This window comes from Streptomyces sp. NPDC025273 (genome assembly GCF_040638585.1).
Lineage (GTDB): Bacteria > Actinomycetota > Actinomycetes > Streptomycetales > Streptomycetaceae > Streptomyces > Streptomyces cinereorectus.
The window spans coordinates 105,045-121,527 of record NZ_JBEZYP010000004.1 but is presented as its reverse complement, the minus strand read 5'-3'; the positions used below and the strand labels follow the sequence as shown (position 1 = coordinate 121,527).

General features: G+C 71.1%; 13 protein-coding genes. 3 read left to right on the top strand and 10 right to left on the bottom strand.

Going from position 1 to position 16,483, the window contains the following annotated elements; all coding sequences use genetic code 11:
- Nucleotides 1-8: 8 nt before the first annotated feature.
- The 8 genes from AB0F38_RS09375 to AB0F38_RS09340 form a co-directional block, all read right to left on the bottom strand.
- Complete coding sequence (locus AB0F38_RS09375; RefSeq protein WP_361889196.1) at nucleotides 9-926, bottom strand: S1 family peptidase; 918 nt, start codon at nucleotides 924-926, stop codon at nucleotides 9-11.
- 558 nt (nucleotides 927-1,484) lie between these two features.
- A complete protein-coding gene (locus AB0F38_RS09370) occupies nucleotides 1,485-1,868 on the bottom strand; it encodes a nuclear transport factor 2 family protein (protein ID WP_361889194.1) in 384 nt (127 codons plus the stop codon).
- A complete protein-coding gene (locus AB0F38_RS09365) occupies nucleotides 1,861-2,409 on the bottom strand; it encodes a DUF1697 domain-containing protein (RefSeq protein WP_361889191.1) in 549 nt (182 codons plus the stop codon). The genes AB0F38_RS09370 and AB0F38_RS09365 overlap by 8 nt, the downstream gene beginning before the upstream one ends.
- An 80-nt stretch (nucleotides 2,410-2,489) precedes the next feature.
- The gene (locus tag AB0F38_RS09360) at nucleotides 2,490-3,692 is read right to left on the bottom strand and encodes a S8 family peptidase (RefSeq protein ID WP_361889188.1); all 1,203 of its coding nucleotides are present in this window, start codon (nucleotides 3,690-3,692) and stop codon (nucleotides 2,490-2,492) included.
- 253 nt (nucleotides 3,693-3,945) lie between these two features.
- Entirely contained in the window at nucleotides 3,946-5,145 is a 1,200-nt protein-coding gene (gene mgt, locus AB0F38_RS09355) for a macrolide-inactivating glycosyltransferase (RefSeq protein WP_361889185.1), read from the bottom strand.
- Between the two features lie 54 nt (nucleotides 5,146-5,199).
- Entirely contained in the window at nucleotides 5,200-6,501 is a 1,302-nt protein-coding gene (locus AB0F38_RS09350; protein WP_361889182.1) for an extracellular solute-binding protein, read from the bottom strand.
- Entirely contained in the window at nucleotides 6,501-7,340 is an 840-nt protein-coding gene (locus AB0F38_RS09345; RefSeq protein WP_361889179.1) for a carbohydrate ABC transporter permease, read from the bottom strand. The genes AB0F38_RS09350 and AB0F38_RS09345 overlap by 1 nt, the downstream gene beginning before the upstream one ends.
- Nucleotides 7,337-8,272, bottom strand: a complete 936-nt coding sequence (locus tag AB0F38_RS09340) for a sugar ABC transporter permease (RefSeq protein WP_361889176.1) — start codon at nucleotides 8,270-8,272, stop codon at nucleotides 7,337-7,339. Before AB0F38_RS09340 ends, AB0F38_RS09345 begins: the two co-directional genes overlap by 4 nt.
- A gap of 124 nt (nucleotides 8,273-8,396) precedes the next feature.
- Here AB0F38_RS09340 and AB0F38_RS09335 point away from each other — a divergent pair, with 124 nt between their 5' ends.
- Complete coding sequence (locus tag AB0F38_RS09335) at nucleotides 8,397-9,263, top strand: aminoglycoside phosphotransferase family protein (protein WP_361889173.1); 867 nt, start codon at nucleotides 8,397-8,399, stop codon at nucleotides 9,261-9,263.
- Between the two features lie 46 nt (nucleotides 9,264-9,309).
- Here the strand turns inward: AB0F38_RS09335 and AB0F38_RS09330 are convergent, their stop codons facing one another.
- On the bottom strand, nucleotides 9,310-10,041 hold the full coding sequence (locus AB0F38_RS09330) for a 3'-5' exonuclease (RefSeq protein WP_361889170.1): 732 nt from the start codon (nucleotides 10,039-10,041) through the stop codon (nucleotides 9,310-9,312).
- Nucleotides 10,042-10,216: 175 nt separating this feature from the next.
- Nucleotides 10,217-11,449: an SAV2148 family HEPN domain-containing protein gene (locus AB0F38_RS09325; protein WP_361889167.1), complete on the bottom strand. Its 1,233-nt coding sequence runs from the start codon at nucleotides 11,447-11,449 to the stop codon at nucleotides 10,217-10,219.
- Between the two features lie 379 nt (nucleotides 11,450-11,828).
- Here AB0F38_RS09325 and glgX point away from each other — a divergent pair, with 379 nt between their 5' ends.
- Together glgX and treY are read left to right on the top strand one after the other, a co-directional pair.
- Nucleotides 11,829-13,985, top strand: coding sequence for a glycogen debranching protein GlgX (glgX, locus tag AB0F38_RS09320; RefSeq protein WP_361889164.1), 2,157 nt, complete (start codon nucleotides 11,829-11,831; stop codon nucleotides 13,983-13,985).
- An 85-nt stretch (nucleotides 13,986-14,070) separates the two neighbouring features.
- Nucleotides 14,071-16,476 (top strand): malto-oligosyltrehalose synthase, encoded by a 2,406-nt coding sequence (treY, locus tag AB0F38_RS09315; RefSeq protein ID WP_361889161.1) that lies wholly within the window; start codon nucleotides 14,071-14,073, stop codon nucleotides 16,474-16,476.
- Nucleotides 16,477-16,483: the final 7 nt, after the last annotated feature.

The following is a 16,483-nucleotide window of genomic DNA, read 5'->3' as shown; positions in this document are numbered from 1 at the left end:
CCGGAGTCCTAGAAGACGCTGACGCCGTAGGCGCTCAGCGCCTCGGTGACGGGCTGGAAGAACGTGGTGCCCCCGGTGGAGCAGTTGCCGCTGCCGCCCGAGGTGAGGCCCAGCGCCGTGCTGCCGGCGAAGAGCGAGCCGCCGCTGTCGCCGGGCTCGGCGCAGACGTTGGTCTGGATCATGCCGTAGACGACGTCGCCGCCGCCGTAGTTCACCGTCGCGTTGAGGCCCGTGACGCTGCCGCTGCGCAGGCCGGTGGTGGAGCCGCTGCGCTTGACCGACTGGCCGACGTACGCGTTGCCGGCCGAGGTGATGTCCTGGTAGCTGCCGTTGTAGAGGTAGACCCGGCCGTCCGCGTTGGCGGAGTTGGAGTGCCGGATCAGCCCGTAGTCATTGGTGGGGAAGCTGCTTCCCGCCCGCGAACCGAGGACCGAGGTCTGGCCGGAGTTGGTGTACCAGGTGCTGCCGATCTCGGTGCAGTGACCGGCGGTCAGCGCGTAGTACGTGCTGCCGCTGCGGACGTTGAAGCCGAGGGAACAGCGGCCGCCGCCGGCGTAGATGGCCTGGCCGCCGGCGATGAGCTTGTTGAACGTGCCCGGGGTGTGCTTGAGGTCGATCTTCGCACCGGATTCGGTGACCGACTTCTTGATCGTGGCGATCTCGGCGGCGGAGACCGTGCTGTCGACGGTCACGACGACCTTGCCGGTCTTCGCCTCGGTGTACCAGGCGGTACCCGCGATGTCGGCGCCGCGGACGGCGGAGCTGGCGTCGGCGAGCTCGGCCTTCGTCACCGTGGTGTCCGGCGCGGCCTGGGCGACCGCGGTCGGGGCCGCAAGCGCGACGGCGGTGACCAGACCGGAGGTCACGGCGATGAGCCGTGCACGTCTGGAGATGGAACCGAGGGGGGCGAGGCGCTTGAAGGTCACAGGATCCTCCATCGATGGGGGGTAGCGCGGCCTGCTGGGTGGGCGGGCCGGGGGTGTGCGGCTGTCCGCGACCAGTGGGTTCTGGTCGTGGACCTGCCAACCGCACGTCCCGAATCCTTGACTCCACTTGGCCCGGTGACAAGGTCGGCTTCCGGCCCCGTAGCGGAGAACGGACAGTGAACTCCGATACGCGACCAGGTGACCTCCGAACACCGGCGTCCGCTCACCGAACGGACGCCGGCAGCGAATTGCAGCAAACCGCGAAAAGTGGTCAGGACATCGGGCCGGACCGGCTGACATCGCGATCACACACGCCACCACTGCCCGGGGGTCGGCCGCGCGCAGCCGCGCCCGGCCCGGGCCGGGCCCTGCGGGAGTGCGTCCGTTCGGCCGACTTACCGCTGAATTGCCCGGGCACGTCAGATGGCCGGAATCTGTCCTTCCGGCGAGAACCGGCCGCATACGGGGCCCGGATCAGACCGGCTCCGCCCTCTTGCGGGCCGGCCGCGCCATGTGCTGCGGCCTCGGCCGCCCCTGCGTGCGGACCTCGGCCGGTGTTCAGGCCTCGGCGACCGGGTCGTCGATGAACGGCGTCCCCTGGTGGAAGTAGAGGAGCCAGCCGCTCCCGGTCAGCCGCCACAGCGAACTGCGGTGGGAGCGCCGCCCTCCGGACTCCGTGTCGTAGGTGAGGTGCACCAGGTCGGGAGCGAGCCGCTCCCCGCGCATCCGGGAAACGGTCGGAGGGCTGGGCGGCGGCGCGCCGGTGGCGGTGAGTACGGCGATGATCGTGTCCCGGTCCCAGACCCGGCCGCTGGTGCCGATCTCGCGGAACTCGGGGTGGAGCATCGTGCCCAGGAGGTCCGCGGAGGCCCGTACCGCCGGGTCGAGGAGCCGGAGCTCGGCATCGATGGCTGCCGCCACGGCGGACGAGGGCTCAGTCACGCGTCATCTCGACCAGCTTGACCACGGTGTTCCAGTTGCGGGAGGTCCCGACGACGCCCCGGTTGAGGGCAGGCCGCGCGAGGGCCTCGGCCAGCTTGGAGCGGCCGAGCCCCTCGGGGGCGTACAGATAGAGGGCACGGTCGCCGAGCCGGAACTCCTCGGGCCGGAAGGCGGCGGCGTCGATCGGCGCGAAGCGGCCGGCGTCGACGGGCCCGTCGAAGAAGGTGACGTGCAGTTGCCTGCCCTGGAGTGCGGCGGCCGGGAACGGGCAGGCGTCGGCCAGCGCCGCGAGATACCCTCCCGTGCGGACCAGGCAGTCGACCGGGAATCCGAACCGGTCCGCGAGGGCCCGCTGCAGCTCGGCGGCCAGGGAGTCCTCGTCACCTGACGCGCTGCCGAACACGGCGTTCCCGCTCTGCAGGTACGTGGCGACGCCCTCGTACCCCAGCTCCCCCAGCAGCGTGCGCAGTTCCGCCATGGGGACCTTGCGGTGGCCGCCGACGTTGATGCCGCGCAGCAGCGCCGCGTACCTCGTGCTCATGACCCCACCCTAGACCGGTCGTTCCGCGGGTCCGGGCCGCCGCGCCCCGTGGGGGAGGGCACGGCGGCCTGCGCACCTGACTACTCGACGATCTTGAGCAGCTTGTTCGCCGTACCCTCGGTCGCGTTGGAGATCGCGTTCGGGGTGGCCCCCTCCGTGAGCGCCGTGGCGACCTCGTCCGGGGTGGCCTCCGGGTGCCCGGCGAGATAGACGGCGGCGGCACCGACGACGTGCGGGGTCGCCATGGACGTACCGGAGATGGTGTTCGTGCCGTCGTCGCTGTCGTTCCACGTCGACGTGATGTCCGAGCCGGGCGCGTAGATGTCCACGACCGAGCCGTAGTTGGAGAACGAGGACTGCTCGTCGTCCACTGTGGAGGAGGCGACCGTGATGGCGTCGGGGACGCGGGACGGCGAGCCCTCGCCGGCGTCGCTCGACTCGTTGCCCGCGGCCACCGCGAAGGTGACACCGGAGGCGATCGCCTTCTCGACCGCGGCGTCGAGGGCCGGGTCGGCGCCCCCGCCCAGGCTCATGTTGGCGACGGACGGGCCCTCGTGGTTGGCGGTGACCCAGTCGATGCCCGCGATGACCTGCTCGGTGGTGCCCGAGCCCGAGTCGTCCAGCACACGGACGGCCACGATCTTCGCCTTCTTGGCGACGCCGTGGGACGCGCCGGCGATGGTGCCGGCGACGTGGGTGCCGTGTCCGTTGCCGTCGTTCGCGTCGTCGTCGTTGTCCACCGCGTCGAAGCCCGAGGTGGCCCGGCCCTCGAAGTCGGAGTGGGTGACCCGGACACCGGTGTCGATCACGTACGCCGTGACACCGTCACCCGCGGCATCCGGATAGGTGTACGCGCTGTCACCCGCCGTCCCGGCCTGGTCGAGCCGGTCCAGACCCCAGGACGGCGGGTTCTGCTGCGTGGCGTCGATGTGGAACTTCTTGTTCTGGACGACCTTGGCGACGGCCGGGTCGGCCGCGAGCCGCTTGGCCTCGGTCTCCGAAAGCCCGATGGCGGAGAAGCCGTTGATGGCCGAGCTGTAGTTCCGCTTGAGCTTGCCGCCGTACTCCTTGGCGAGCTCGCCCTTGTTCGCCTTCTGATCCAGCATCACGATGTAGCTGCCGGAGACGGCCGTGGCAGCGTCGGCGCCGTAGACCGTGCCCATGGCGGGAGCCGGGGCGGCTCCGGCGAACGAGGTGTTGAGCAGGGTGACACCGGCCGCGGCCGCCACGGCGGTTATCGCGGCGGTCAGCTTGATCCGGCGTGCGCGCTTGTGAATTGCCATGAAGAGGGCTCTCCTCGTCATTCTTTGTGGGGGGATTGACCCCCGGCCGGAAAATCTCCGGGGGTTGCCTCGAAACCCTGCTCGATTGACGCGCCCAGATCAAGACCTTCATGTAGCCGTCACGCAGTCACCAGCTTCCCTCCATAAGAAACCGAACCACTCCCGATCAAGTCGGACAGCCCGCGCAACGTGCGGTACACGAAGGGAATTTGTGCCGGACGGCCGGCGACGGGCCCGGACCGGCGGTCGCGCCTCAGGCGGGAAGTTCGGCCTCGACGAGATCGGCCGCCCGCCGCGCGCCGCCCTCGGTCGCCATCCGCTCCCGCACCCGCTCCAGCCGGGCGGCGACCTCCGGGTCGTCCACCAGGGCGAGGACCGCGGCGCGCAGGGACGCGGCATCGGCCTCCTCCTTCGGCAGGTGCCTGGCCACACCGAGCGCCTGGAGCATGTCCGCGTTGCCGAACTGGTCCACGGCCTGCGGGACGGCGACCATCGGGGTGGCCGTGGCGAGCCCTTCCTGGCTGCCGCCCGCGCCGGCATGGGTGATGAAGGCGTCCGCCTGCCTCAGCACGGACAACTGGGGCACCCAGGAGTGCACCTCGACATTGGCCGGTACGTCCCCGAGTGCGGACGGGTCGACGTGCGCGCCGATCTGGAGCACCATGTGCCAGTCCGGCAGGTCCCCGAACGCCTTGAGGCATTCGCGGTAGAACCCCGGCTCGTCGGTGAACGACGATCCGAGCGAGACCAGCAGCACCTTCCCGGCGTCCGCCGGACGCTTCCACCGACCCTGGTCGGCACGCTCGCCCTGACAGGCGCCGACGAAGGTGAAGACGGTCCCGTCCACCCGGTCGGCGTTCGGCTGGAGCGCTTCGGGGATCAGGACGAGGGCACGGCGCGGGCGGGCGACGAACTCGTCCGGGGGCACGTCGCTCAGGCCGTTCTCCGTGAGCCATTCCTCGAAGCGCGCGTAGTACGCCCGGCCCCGCTCGGTCTGCTTGAGCTCGGCGGTCGCCGGCTCGCCGACCTCCTGCTCGTACCCCTCCCACGGGACGAGGTTGGGCCACAGCGAGACGGCGGGGACGCCCCAGCGGTGGGCGAGCAGACGGGCCGGATAGGAGGTGATGTCGTGCAGGACCAGGTCGGGCTCGTCCCCTTCGAAGGCCTCCATGAGCTGGGGCAGGGCCTGGATCCCGTCGGCGAGGAACGGCTCGATGTTGTCGATGAGTTCGGTGCCCCAGCCCTCCGGATTGTCCTCGGTGGGCAGCACGGAGCCGTAGATCACCGGTGTGGCACCGGTGGCGGCGACCGTCTCCGCGAAGGAGGCCGGGATGGCGTAACTGACGCGGTGCCCACGGGCGACGAGCTCACGGATCACTTCGAGGCTCGGGTTCACGTGGCCGTGGGCGGCGATGGAGAACATGGCGATATGGACGCGCGGGGTGGCTGTCATGCGGCTCACCCTAAGCAAGACGATACGTCTCGTCCAATTAATTCCGCCGCGTACTCAGCGCTGGTAGCGGGCCAGCACCCGGTTCCCGTCGACGACCAGGCGTTTCCTCAGCTCCTCGGTGTCGATCGCTCCGCTGTAGTACTCCTGGAGCGCGGGCGTGGCGACCTTGTCCTTCCATTCGGGATATCCGCGGACCGACTGCGCGGGTGCGGGACGCAGGGCGCGGGCGAGCGCCGTGCCGGTCGCCCAGCCGTTCTCCGCGGTGTGCAGCGCCGGGTCGGCCAGCGCGGCCGCGCCGGTCGGCAGCATCCAGTCGCCCCGGGCCAGACGCACCATGTTCGCCGGGCGCAGCAGGAAGTCGATGAACCGCACGGCCTCCTCCTTGTGCGGGCTGTCCTCGGCGACCGAGAGGGTCTGCGGGCTCACCCCCTGGGCGAGTCCCCCGCTGCCGGCCGGTGCGGGCAGGACCGTCCACTCGAAACCCTCGGGGGCCTGCTCGACGACCTGCTGACGGTAGGAGAAGCCCAGCGGGACCATGGCGTACCTGCCGCCGAAGAAGCCGGGCAGGGTGTCCGAACCGCTCATGCCCAGCGCGGTGCGGGCCGCGCTGCGGTCGGCACCGACCTGGTCCCGGACGGTGCCGGGCATGATCCGGTCGCCCTCGTCGAAGCGGATGGTCACCTTGCCGTCGGCGTCGCGGTGGAAGAGCTGCCCGCCTGCGGAGAGTCCCAGATTGAGGGTGACCGAGACCGGTTCCTTGAGCGGCCAGGCCACTCCGAATCTCCCCTTACCCGTCAGCTCCTGGGTGACACGGCGGAATTCGGGCCAGCTCCACGGCTCCGCGGGGGTGGGGATGCGTACGCCGGACGCCCTGAGGATCCTGGTGTTGGCGATCAGCACCCGGGGTTCCTGGAGGAACGGGACACCGTAGACCCCGTCGCCGAAGGTGGTGGTCCGCCAGGACCGCCGCGGGATGTCCTGGGTGAGCCGGTCCGGCAGGAGGGGGCGCAGGTCCGCGAGGAAGCCGCCGTACGCGAAGTCCGCGAGGTCGTCGGAGGCGTTGTGGATGATGTCGGGCGCCTCACCTCCCTCGAAGGAGGTGAGCAACTGGTCGTGGACGTTGTCCCAGCTGCCCTGGACGTAATCCACCTGGATGCCGGGGTGAGTGGCGTTCCACTCCCTCACCAGTTGCTTGTTGGCGTCCACGGACTCCTTCTGCCAGGCCAGCGACCGGAAGCTGAGCCGGATCGTGCCGTCGGCGTCCCTGCCGCCCTTCCCGCCGCCCGAGCAGCCGGCGAGCAGCAGGGCGAGCACGGTGGCGACGGTGACGAGGGTGCCGGACGCGGGCCGGCGCATCAGTGCTTCACCGCCCCGGCCGTGAGACCGCCCGTGATGCGCTTCTGGATGACCGCGAAGAGGACGAGCGAGGGAAGGGTGGCGAGGAACGCGGCGGCGGCGAGCGGCCCGAGGTCGGCCACGCCCTCCGCGCCGAGGAAGTGGGTGAGTACGACCGGCAAGGTCTGCTTCTCCGGTGTCTTGAGCAGGACGAGCGCGAAGAAGAACTCGTTCCATGCGGTGATGAACGCGAAGAGTGTGGTGGCGACGATCCCGGGGACCAGCAGGGGTGCGGTGACCGAGACGAGGATCCGCGCCTTCCCGGCCCCGTCGACCGCCGCCGCCTCCTCCAGCTCCGGCGGCACGGCCCGGACGTAACCGGTCAGCATCCACAGGGCGAACGGCAGCGACCACACCACGTAGACCATGACCAGCCCCCACAGGGAGTTGATCAGGTGCAGGTTCTTGAGGACCAGGAAGAGCGGAATGATCACCAGCACGAAGGGGAACGCCTGGCTGACCACGACCCATCCGGTCGCGGCCGTGGACAGTCTGCCCCGGTGGCGGGCCATCACATAGGCCATGGGCGTGGCGATGACGACCGCGAGGACCGCCGCACACAGGGCCGCGGTGAGCGAGTTGGCGGCGGCACGGAGCAGCGGCTGCTCGTCGAAGGCCTGTCGGAAGTTGTCGAGCGTCGGCTGGTCGGGGATCCAGGTGGGGTGCAGTGATCCCAGCTCGCGGGCGGGCTTGAAGGCGGTGGAGAGCAGCCACAGGAACGGGAGGGCCAGGAAGGCGAGGTAGCACAGCAGCGCGGTGTACTGCCCCGCCCGCGCGGATCCGCTGGTCCGGAGACTCACGCGTCATCGCCTCCCCTGAGCCGGCCGGCGAGGTAGCAGGCGAGGATCACGGAGATCACCGCGACCATCACACAGCCCATCGCTGCGGCGTAGCCGAACTGGCCGTAACGGAACGCCTCTTCGTAGGCGAAGAGCATGGGCAGCCGGGTGCGGCCGCCCGGTCCTCCGCTGGTCAGGACGTAGACCAGGGCGAAGGAGTTGAAGTTCCAGATGAAGTTGAGCGCGCTGATGGCGAGCGCCACGGGTCTGATGGCGGGCCAGGTGACGGTACGGAAGCGGCGCCAGGCCCCGGCGCCGTCGAGGGCCGCCGCCTCGTGGAGCTCCTGCGGGGTGTTCTGCAGGCCGGCGAGGAGCGCCACGGCGGTCTGCGGCATGCCGGCCCAGATGCCCACGACGATCACGGCGGGCAGGGCGGTGGCGAGCCCGGTCAGCCAGTCCCGCCCGTCACCGAGCCCGAGGTCGCGGACGGTCTCGTTGAGGATGCCCGCGTCGGGGTTGTAGACCAGGCGCCACATGATGCCGACGACCACCTCGGGCATGGCCCAGGGGATGATCGCCAGCGCCCTGGCCACCCAGCGCATCCGCAGGTTCGCGTTGAGCAGCAGGGCGAGACCGAGCGCGAGCACGAACTGCGGGACCGTGACACCGACCGCCCACAGCAGGCCGATCCGGAAGGAGTCCCAGAACAGCGTGTCGTGCAGGAGGTCCTGGAAGTTGAGGAAGCCGATCCACCGGGTGGACCGCGTGCGGCCCGACTGGGCGTCGGTGAAGGCCAGCGCGATCCCGTACAGCAGGGGCCCGACGCTCAGGATCAGGATCGGGATGAGCGCGGGCAGGACCAGGAACCAGGCCGCGCGGTCCCGTCCGTGCCGTTCGCCGCGAACCGGTGGGGCCTGAGGACCGGGCCGCGCCCTCGTGGTCACCATTGTCATGAATTCGACCCCTTTACCTGATTGGATCGGTTTCATACCCGTATGGCCGCCGAACGTTCCCCGTCATCGTGCTGACGGGGGCTCCGTTCGTCAAGGTGGCCCGCACGGGTGAGAAAATCGGGCCATGGACGAGATGCGTGCGCGCGAGGTATTGACCGCCGCCGGACTGTCCGGCGGCGCGGAGCTGCTCGCCCTGGGCGAGAACGCGGTGTTCGCCGTCGGCGGCCTGGTGGTCAAGGTCGGCCGGGACGCCACGGCGCACCCGGAACTACGGGAACGGGCCGAGCGCGAGGTGGCCGTCGCCGAGTGGCTCGCCGCCTCGGGCGTGCCCGCCGTGCGGGCCGCCGAGCCCCGGGCCCGGCTGGCCGAGGGCCACCCGGTGACCTTGTGGCACCGGCTCCCCGAGGCCGTGCGGCCGACCGAGCCGCGCGATCTCGCCCCGCTGCTCACCCAGGTGCACGCGCTGCCCGCCCCCGAGGGCTTCAGGCTGCCGCGCCGTGAGCTGCTCGGCGGTGTCGAGCGCTGGCTGCGGCTGGCGGGCGACGCGATCGATCCGGCCGATGCCGACTATCTGCGCGGCCGGCGCGACGGCTTCGCGAAGGCCGCGGCCGCCCTGGCCCCGCACCTACCGCCCGGCCCGATCCACGGCGACGCCCTCCCCCGCAACGTCCACATCGGCCCCGACGGACCGGTGCTGGTCGATCTGGAGACCTTCTCCGCGGATCTGCGCGAGCACGACCTGGTGGTCCTCGCCCTCTCCCGGGACCGCTACGGCCTGCCCGCCGATGCGTACGACGCCTTCACCTCGGCCTACGGATGGGACGTGCGCGCATGGGAGGGCTGCGCCGTGCTGCGCGGAGCCCGCGAGACGGCGAGCTGCGCCTGGGTCTCCCAGCACGCCCCGGCCAACCCGAAGGCACGGGCGGAATTCCGCCGCAGGGTGGCGTCACTGCGCGAGGACGACCCCGAGGTGCGCTGGTACCCCTTCTGAGGGGACCCGTTCAGCCGGCACCGGGGGGAGCCGCTCAAGGGAACGTTCAGGAAGCAGGCACCGGCGCCGGCTCGCGCAGCGGCCAGCGCCCGTCGATCACCGCGTCCGCGGTGCCCTTGCGGCGCAGGAACGCCTGGAAGCCGGCGGCCCAGTCCGCGTACCAGGCGATCTGACGCTGATGCAGCTCGGCGGTGGTCAGGCCGGCCACCGAACCGTGCCGCTCGGCTATCGCGTAGGCCACGCGCACGGCGGCCAGCGCGTCGGCGGCCGCGTCGTGGGCACCGCCGTGCACCACGCCGTACTCGACGCAGACCGCCTCCAGGGTGCGCTTGCCCTTGCGGTAGCGGTCGACCGCCCGGTCGATGGTCATCGGGTCGATGACGGGGCCGATGCCCGCGCCGCCCAGCCGGTCACTCAGGGAAGGCAGGCCGTGGCGCTGCAACTCGGCCGAGAGCAAAGTCAGATCAAATGCCGCGTTATATGCCACAACGGGCACTCCCGCACGCCAGTAGTCCACCAGGGTCTCGGCGATCTCGTCCGCCACCTCGCGCACCGGGCGGCCCTCCGCCGCCGCCCGCTCGCTGCTGATCCCGTGGATCGCCGAGGCCTGCTCGGGAATCCGGACGCCCGGATCCGCCAGCCAGGTCCCGCACCGGACGGGCTCTTGGCTCCTGCTCTCCACCGCGACCACCGCGGCGGTGACGATCCGGGCCTCCAGCGGTTCCGTGCCCGTCGTCTCCAGGTCGAAGCCGACCAGACGCTCCTGGTGCCAGCTCATCCCGTACCTCCTTCTGTGGTGCTCTGCCCCACGTGGTGACCACCTTCGCACGCACCACTGACAACACAGGAGGGGGCGTCAGAAGGAACGCCGGGAGCCAGGGACAGGACACGGACGGGGAGAAGCGTCCGGGGACGGACGGGGAGAGGGGTCAGGAGACGGACGGGGAGAGTGGTCAGGAGACGGGCCGGGAGTCCGTCCATACCGACTCGAACTCCTCCCGGTACGTCTCGAAGAGGCCGTGCTCGCTGTCCTGCCCCGCCCGGACCACCGCGCGCCCGCCGCCCCGCAGCACCAGCACGGGTGCCTCCATGCCGCGGGCCCTGCGCAGATAGGGCTGGACGACTCCGACCGCGTCCGGACCGTCACCGTCCACCAGGTAGGCCGTGAAGCGTGGTGTCTCGTCGAAGACGTGGATCTGGAAGGCGCCCGGGTCGCGGAGCTTGGAGCGGACCCGGCGCATGTGGAGGATGTTCATCTCCACAGAGCGGCTCAGCTCGCCCTTCTTGAGGCCCAGTTCCCGCTCCCTGCGCTTGACCGCGCTGCTCGCCGGGTTGATGAACAGCAAGCGCACCCGGCAGCCCGACTCGGCGAGCCGGACCAGCCGGCGCCCCGAGAAGTTCTGCGTGAGGAGATTGAGCCCTATGCCGATCGCGTCCAGCCGGCGCGCTCCGCCGAACAGGTCCTCGGCGGGCAGCTGGCGCTGGAGCCTCACCCGGTCGGGGTGGACGGAGACCACGTCCGCGTACCGGTCGCCGACCAGCTCCTCCACGGCGTCCACGGGCAGCCTGTCGGCGGACGGGACCGCCGCGCCGCTGCCGAGGATCTCCAGGAGCCGCGCGGAGGCACGCTCGGCCTGCGCGAGGACCGCCTCGTTGAGCGCGCGGTTGCGGGAGACGACGTTGCGCGCCACCTCCAGCTCGTCCAGCGCCAGCTCCACCTCGCGGCGGTCGTCGAAGTACGGCTCGAAGCAGGGCCAGTGCTGGACCATCAGCTCGCGCAGCTGCGGCAGCGTGAGGAAGCTGAGGACGTTGTCGTCGGCCGGGTCGAGCAGATAGCCCTTGCGGCGGGAGACCTCCCGGACCGCGACGGCGCGCTGCACCCACTCCTGCCCGGCGGGTCCGGCGGCGGCCACCACCCAGTCCTCGCCGTGGACCGGCTCGTAGATAGGCCGGATCACGGCGGAGACCACGGCGCGCAGCCGCTGTTCCACCAGATTCAGCCAGATGTACGCCCGCCCGGCGCGCTGCGCCCGAGTGCGCACCTCGTTCCAGGCGTCCGCTCCCCAGTCCAGCTCCACGCCGATCTCCATGGGCTGCGCGAGGGAGACCGCCCCCGGCGGGGCATCGGTCGATTCCCCCTCGTGACCCGCGTCACCTGGGGGCAGCTCGAACCCTCCCGAGCTCACCCGTGTACCGCCTTCCGCTCCCCCACCAACGATCAAGGAAGGGTACTCCGGGAGCGGGAGCCGGTGCAGCCGGATGCGCAGGCTCATCACTCAACTCCCCTGCCTCCCGCCCTTGTTCCCCACGGTGAGATCGGGCGGAGTGAGCTGATTCATAGCGTTTGGACACCCTCTCGCCCACCGTGCACCGGACGAGGGGGCGCATCTGTCATCCGTATCCCCTCTCCGGGCGACACCGGGGTGTCCGAAGTTGACCGGCGCATCACGGCCGCACCGACGAGACCCGGCCGCACCGGCCGACGTACTAGGTACGCGCTCATCTTTCGGGGAGTATCGGGTCAATAACCCCCGCACCCGGATCAGAAGTGGAAGAGTCCTATCTATGCAGGTCTGGCCGGGACAGGCGTATCCCCTCGGTGCCACGTACGACGGCGCCGGGACCAACTTCGCGGTCTTCTCGGAGGCCGCCGACCGGATCGAGTTGTGCCTGCTGCACGACGACGGTTCAGAAACGGCGGTGGAGCTCCGCGAGACCGATGCCTTCGTCCGCCATGCCTATCTGCCCGGGGTGATGCCGGGGCAGCGGTACGGCTTCCGGGTGCACGGCCCCTACGAGCCCCAGCGCGGGCAGCGGTGCAACTCGGCGAAGCTGCTCCTCGATCCGTACGCGCGTGCGATCTCCGGGCAGATCCAGTGGGGCGAGGAGGTGTACGGCTATCCCTTCGGCCGGCCCGACGCGCGCAACGACCTGGACTCGGCGCCGCACACGATGAGCTCGGTGGTGGTCAACCCGTACTTCGACTGGGGCGACGACCGCCGCCCCCGTACGGACTACCACCGCACGGTGATCTACGAGGCCCACGTGAAGGGCCTGACCATGCTTCACCCGGGCCTGCCCGAGGAGCTGCGCGGTACGTACGCGGGGCTCGCCCACCCCGAGATCATCGCCCACCTCACGGAGCTGGGTGTCACGGCGATCGAGCTGATGCCGGTGCACCAGTTCGTCCAGGACCACCGTCTCTCCGACGCGGGCCTCGCCAACTACTGGGGCTACAACACCATCGGTTTCTTCGCCCCGCACAACGCGTACGCCTCCTGGGGGGACCGCGGCGAGCAGGTGCTGGAGTTCAAGCAGGCCGTGAAGGCACTGCACCAGGCGGGCATCGAGGTGATCCTCGACGTGGTCTACAACCACACGGCGGAGGGCAACCACCTGGGGCCGACGCTCTCGTTCCGTGGGCTCGACAACGCCTCGTACTACCGGCTGGCGGACGACCAGAAGTACTACATGGACACCACGGGCACCGGGAACTCCCTGCTCATGCGGTCGCCGCACGTCCTGCAGCTGATCATGGACTCGCTGCGGTACTGGGTGACCGAGATGCATGTGGACGGCTTCCGCTTCGATCTGGCGGCCACGCTCGCACGCCAGTTCCACGAGGTGGACCGGCTGTCCTCGTTCTTCGACCTCGTGCAGCAGGACCCGGTGGTGAGCCAGGTGAAGCTGATCGCCGAGCCGTGGGACGTGGGCGAGGGCGGCTACCAGGTGGGCAACTTCCCACCGCTGTGGACCGAGTGGAACGGCAAGTACCGCGACACGGTGCGCGACATGTGGCGGGGCGAGCCCCGGACGCTCGCGGAGTTCGCGGGCCGGCTCACGGGCTCCTCGGACCTCTACCAGGACGACGGCAGGCGCCCGCTGGCCTCGATCAACTTCACCACCTGCCACGACGGCTTCACGCTGCACGACCTGGTCTCGTACAACGACAAGCACAACGAGGCCAACGGCGAGGGCAACCGCGACGGGGAGAGCCACAACCGCTCCTGGAACTGCGGTGCGGAGGGCGAGACCGAGGACAAGGAGGTGCTGGAGCTGCGCGGCCGTCAGATGCGCAACTTCATCGCCACGCTGATGCTCTCCCAGGGCGTGCCCATGCTGAGCCACGGCGACGAGTTCGCCCGGACCCAGCGGGGCAACAACAACGGGTACTGCCAGGACAACGAGCTCTCCTGGGTCCACTGGCCCGATCCGGCCGCCGCACGCGCACCGGGGACCGGGGGCGCGGAGGGCGGCGGTACGGACCGGAGCCTGCTGGAATTCACCCGGGCCATGGTCTGGCTGCGCCGCGACCACCCGGTCTTCCGCCGCAGGCGCTTCTTCCACGGCCGCCCGGTGGAGGGCACCCACGACGAGCTCTCCGACATCGCCTGGTTCACCCCGAGGGGTGAGGAGATGACGCAGCGGGACTGGCAGGCCGCGCACGCCAAGGCCATGACGGTCTTCCTGAACGGGCACGCGATCTCGGAGCCGGGGCCCCGCGGTGAGCGGATCTCCGACGACTCGTTCCTGCTGATGTTCAACGCGGCCGCCGAGTCACTGATGTTCACCGTCCCGGTGAACCACGGGCGGCAGTGGCAGGTGATCGTGGACACGGGGATCCCCGACGGGGTGCCGCCGGGTGCGGGTCCGAAGGTGTCCGCGGGCGACCGGGTGACGCTGGTCGGGCGCAGTCTGACGGTGCTCCAGCGCCCGGCGTAGGCCGAACGGGTCACGGGGGCGGCGCTGGTGCCCCCGTGCGGGGTCCGGTGAGACAGAAGCCGCCGGGGTGGGTACGTACGTCTTCATGACGCCCACCGCCACGTACCGGCTGCAGCTCCAACCGGACTTCCCTTTCGCCGCCGCGGCGGACGCCGTGCCGTATCTCGCCGACCTCGGCGTCTCCCATCTGCACCTGTCCCCCGTCCTGGAGGCTGTGCCCGGCTCCGGACACGGCTACGACGTCGTCGACCACAGCCGGGTGCGGGCGGAGCTGGGCGGCGAGGAGGGGCTGCGGCTGCTCTCCGCCACGGCCCGGGCGCACGGCCTCGGGCTGGTCCTGGACCTCGTGCCCAACCACATGGCCGCCGCGCCCCGGCACAACCCGCCTCTGTGGGAGGTGCTGCGCGAGGGGCCGGAGTCCCCGTACGCCCGGTGGTTCGACATCGACTGGGCTGCGGGCGGCGGCAAGGTGCTGCTGCCCGTGCTCGCGGGGCGGCTCGGAGAGGAGATCGACCGCTTCGAGGTCGGATCCCGGGACGACGGCACGCCTGTGCTGCGCTACGGCGACCTGGAGTTCCCGCTGCGCGAAGGCACGGCCGCGCTGCCGCTGCCGGAGCTGCTCGACGCCCAGCACTACCGGCTCGGCTGGTGGCGCCTGGCCCGTACGGAGCTGAACTACCGGCGGTTCTTCACCGTCTCCGAGCTGATCGGCGTGCAGGTGCAGCATCTGGAGGTCTTCGCCGCCACGCACGACAAGATCCTCGGGCTGATCATCGAGGGCGTCGCGGACGGTCTCCGCATCGACCATCCGGACGGGCTGGCGGACCCCGCCGCGTACCTGGAGCGGCTGGCCGCGGCCACCGACGGGCGGTGGACCGTGGTCGAGAAGATCCTGACGGGCTCCGAGGCACTGCCGGCCGGCTGGGCCGTCGCGGGGACGACCGGGTACGACGCGCTGCACCGGATCGACGGGCTGTTCACCGATCCGATGGGCGCGGCGGACCTGCTCGGCCGGTACCGGGACTTCGCGGGCCCGCCCGGGGACCGGGGCGGCTTCTGGACGGCGACGGTCCGCCGGGCGGCGTACCGCGTCGTCACCCATGAGCTGGCCGCCGAGACGGAATGGCTGACCCGTCTCGCCGTCCGGGCCTGCGCCGGAGACCCGGCGCTGCGCGACCACGCCCCGTGGGCACTGCACACGGCGGTGCGCGAACTGCTGGTCCGGCTCCCCGTCTACCGTCCGTACGTCACCGCGGGCGGCCCGCTCACGGAGATCGCGGAGTCGACGCTGCCGCCCGCGGCGGTACGGGATGCCAAGGCCGTGTTCTCGGTGCCGGAGGAGGCGGCGGCCGTGGACGTGGTGCGGGATCTGGCGCTCGGCCGGCTCGGGGACGGGCCGGAGCACACGGCGTTCTGTGCCAGGTTCGCGCAGACGGCGTCCGCGCTGCACGCCAAGTCGGTGGAGGACACGGCGTTCTACCGCTATGTCCCGCTGATCTCGGCGACGGAGGTGGGCGGCGATCCGGGGCAGCCGGCGGTGAGCCCGGAGGAGTTCCACGGCTTCTGCGCGCGGATCGCCCGTGACTGGCCGGCCACCGGCACGGTGCTGACCACACACGACACCAAGCGCAGCGGGGACGTGCGGGCCAGGATCGCGGTGCTCTCGGAGTGCCCGGAGCGCTGGTCCTCCCTGGTGGCGCAGCTGACCCGGGCCACGTCCGCTGCCGCCCCGGACCCCCAACTGGCCTGGCAGGCATGGCAGTCGGCGTACGGCTGTGCGAGCCTGCCGGCCGGGGAGATGGCGGGCCGGCTGGAGCCCGCCCTGCTGAAAGCCGTGCGCGAGGCGGGCCTGTTCACCAGCTGGACCGAGCCGGATCCGGCGTACGAGCGCGCCGTGACCGACTTCGTGGCGGCAGGTCCGGGCAGTGACACGGGCGAGACGCGGGCGATGATGACACGGTTCGCGGACACGCTCGCCCCCTTCGTACGGGCCAATGTGCTGGGGGCCGCGCTGGTGCACCTGACGATGCCCGGGGTGCCCGACCTCTACCAGGGCACGGAAGGGGAGTACATCGCGCTCGTCGACCCCGACAACCGCCGCCCCTTCGCCCGGCCCGCCGGGAGGCGTGACGAGAAGGCGGATCTCACGGCGGCGGCGCTGCGCCTGCGGCGGGAGCGTCCGGACGTCTTCGGCGAGTCGGGTACGTACGCCCCGCTGGCTGCCAGGGGCCGGGCAGCCGCCCACTGCGTGGCGTTCTGCCGGTCGGGCGAGGCGGTCACCGCCGTGACCCGGCTGTCGCTGCGGCTCGCGGAGGAGGGCGGCTGGGGCGATACGGAGCTGGCGCTGCCGGACGAGGGCCCCTGGCTGGACCTCCTGTCACCGGGCCGGGAGTTCGCGGGGCCGGCGGTCACGGTGGCCGGGCTCTTCGCCGAGCGGCCGGTCGCGCTGCTCGTGAAGGCGGTGCGAGGGGAGTCGACGGACCGTGGGTGATCCCCCG

Excerpts from the sequence above, each read along its gene's own strand:
- treY (WP_361889161.1), top strand. The coding sequence starts at position 14,071 with ATGACGCCCACCGCCACGTACCGGCTGCAGCTCCAACCGGACTTCCCT.
- glgX (WP_361889164.1), top strand. The coding sequence starts at position 11,829 with ATGCAGGTCTGGCCGGGACAGGCGTATCCCCTCGGTGCCACGTACGAC.
- mgt (WP_361889185.1), bottom strand. The coding sequence starts at position 5,145 with ATGACAGCCACCCCGCGCGTCCATATCGCCATGTTCTCCATCGCCGCC.
- AB0F38_RS09340 (WP_361889176.1), bottom strand. The coding sequence starts at position 8,272 with ATGACAATGGTGACCACGAGGGCGCGGCCCGGTCCTCAGGCCCCACCG.
- AB0F38_RS09330 (WP_361889170.1), bottom strand. The coding sequence starts at position 10,041 with ATGAGCTGGCACCAGGAGCGTCTGGTCGGCTTCGACCTGGAGACGACG.
- AB0F38_RS09360 (WP_361889188.1), bottom strand. The coding sequence starts at position 3,692 with ATGGCAATTCACAAGCGCGCACGCCGGATCAAGCTGACCGCCGCGATA.
- AB0F38_RS09365 (WP_361889191.1), bottom strand. The coding sequence starts at position 2,409 with ATGAGCACGAGGTACGCGGCGCTGCTGCGCGGCATCAACGTCGGCGGC.
- AB0F38_RS09350 (WP_361889182.1), bottom strand. The coding sequence starts at position 6,501 with ATGCGCCGGCCCGCGTCCGGCACCCTCGTCACCGTCGCCACCGTGCTC.
- AB0F38_RS09335 (WP_361889173.1), top strand. The coding sequence starts at position 8,397 with ATGGACGAGATGCGTGCGCGCGAGGTATTGACCGCCGCCGGACTGTCC.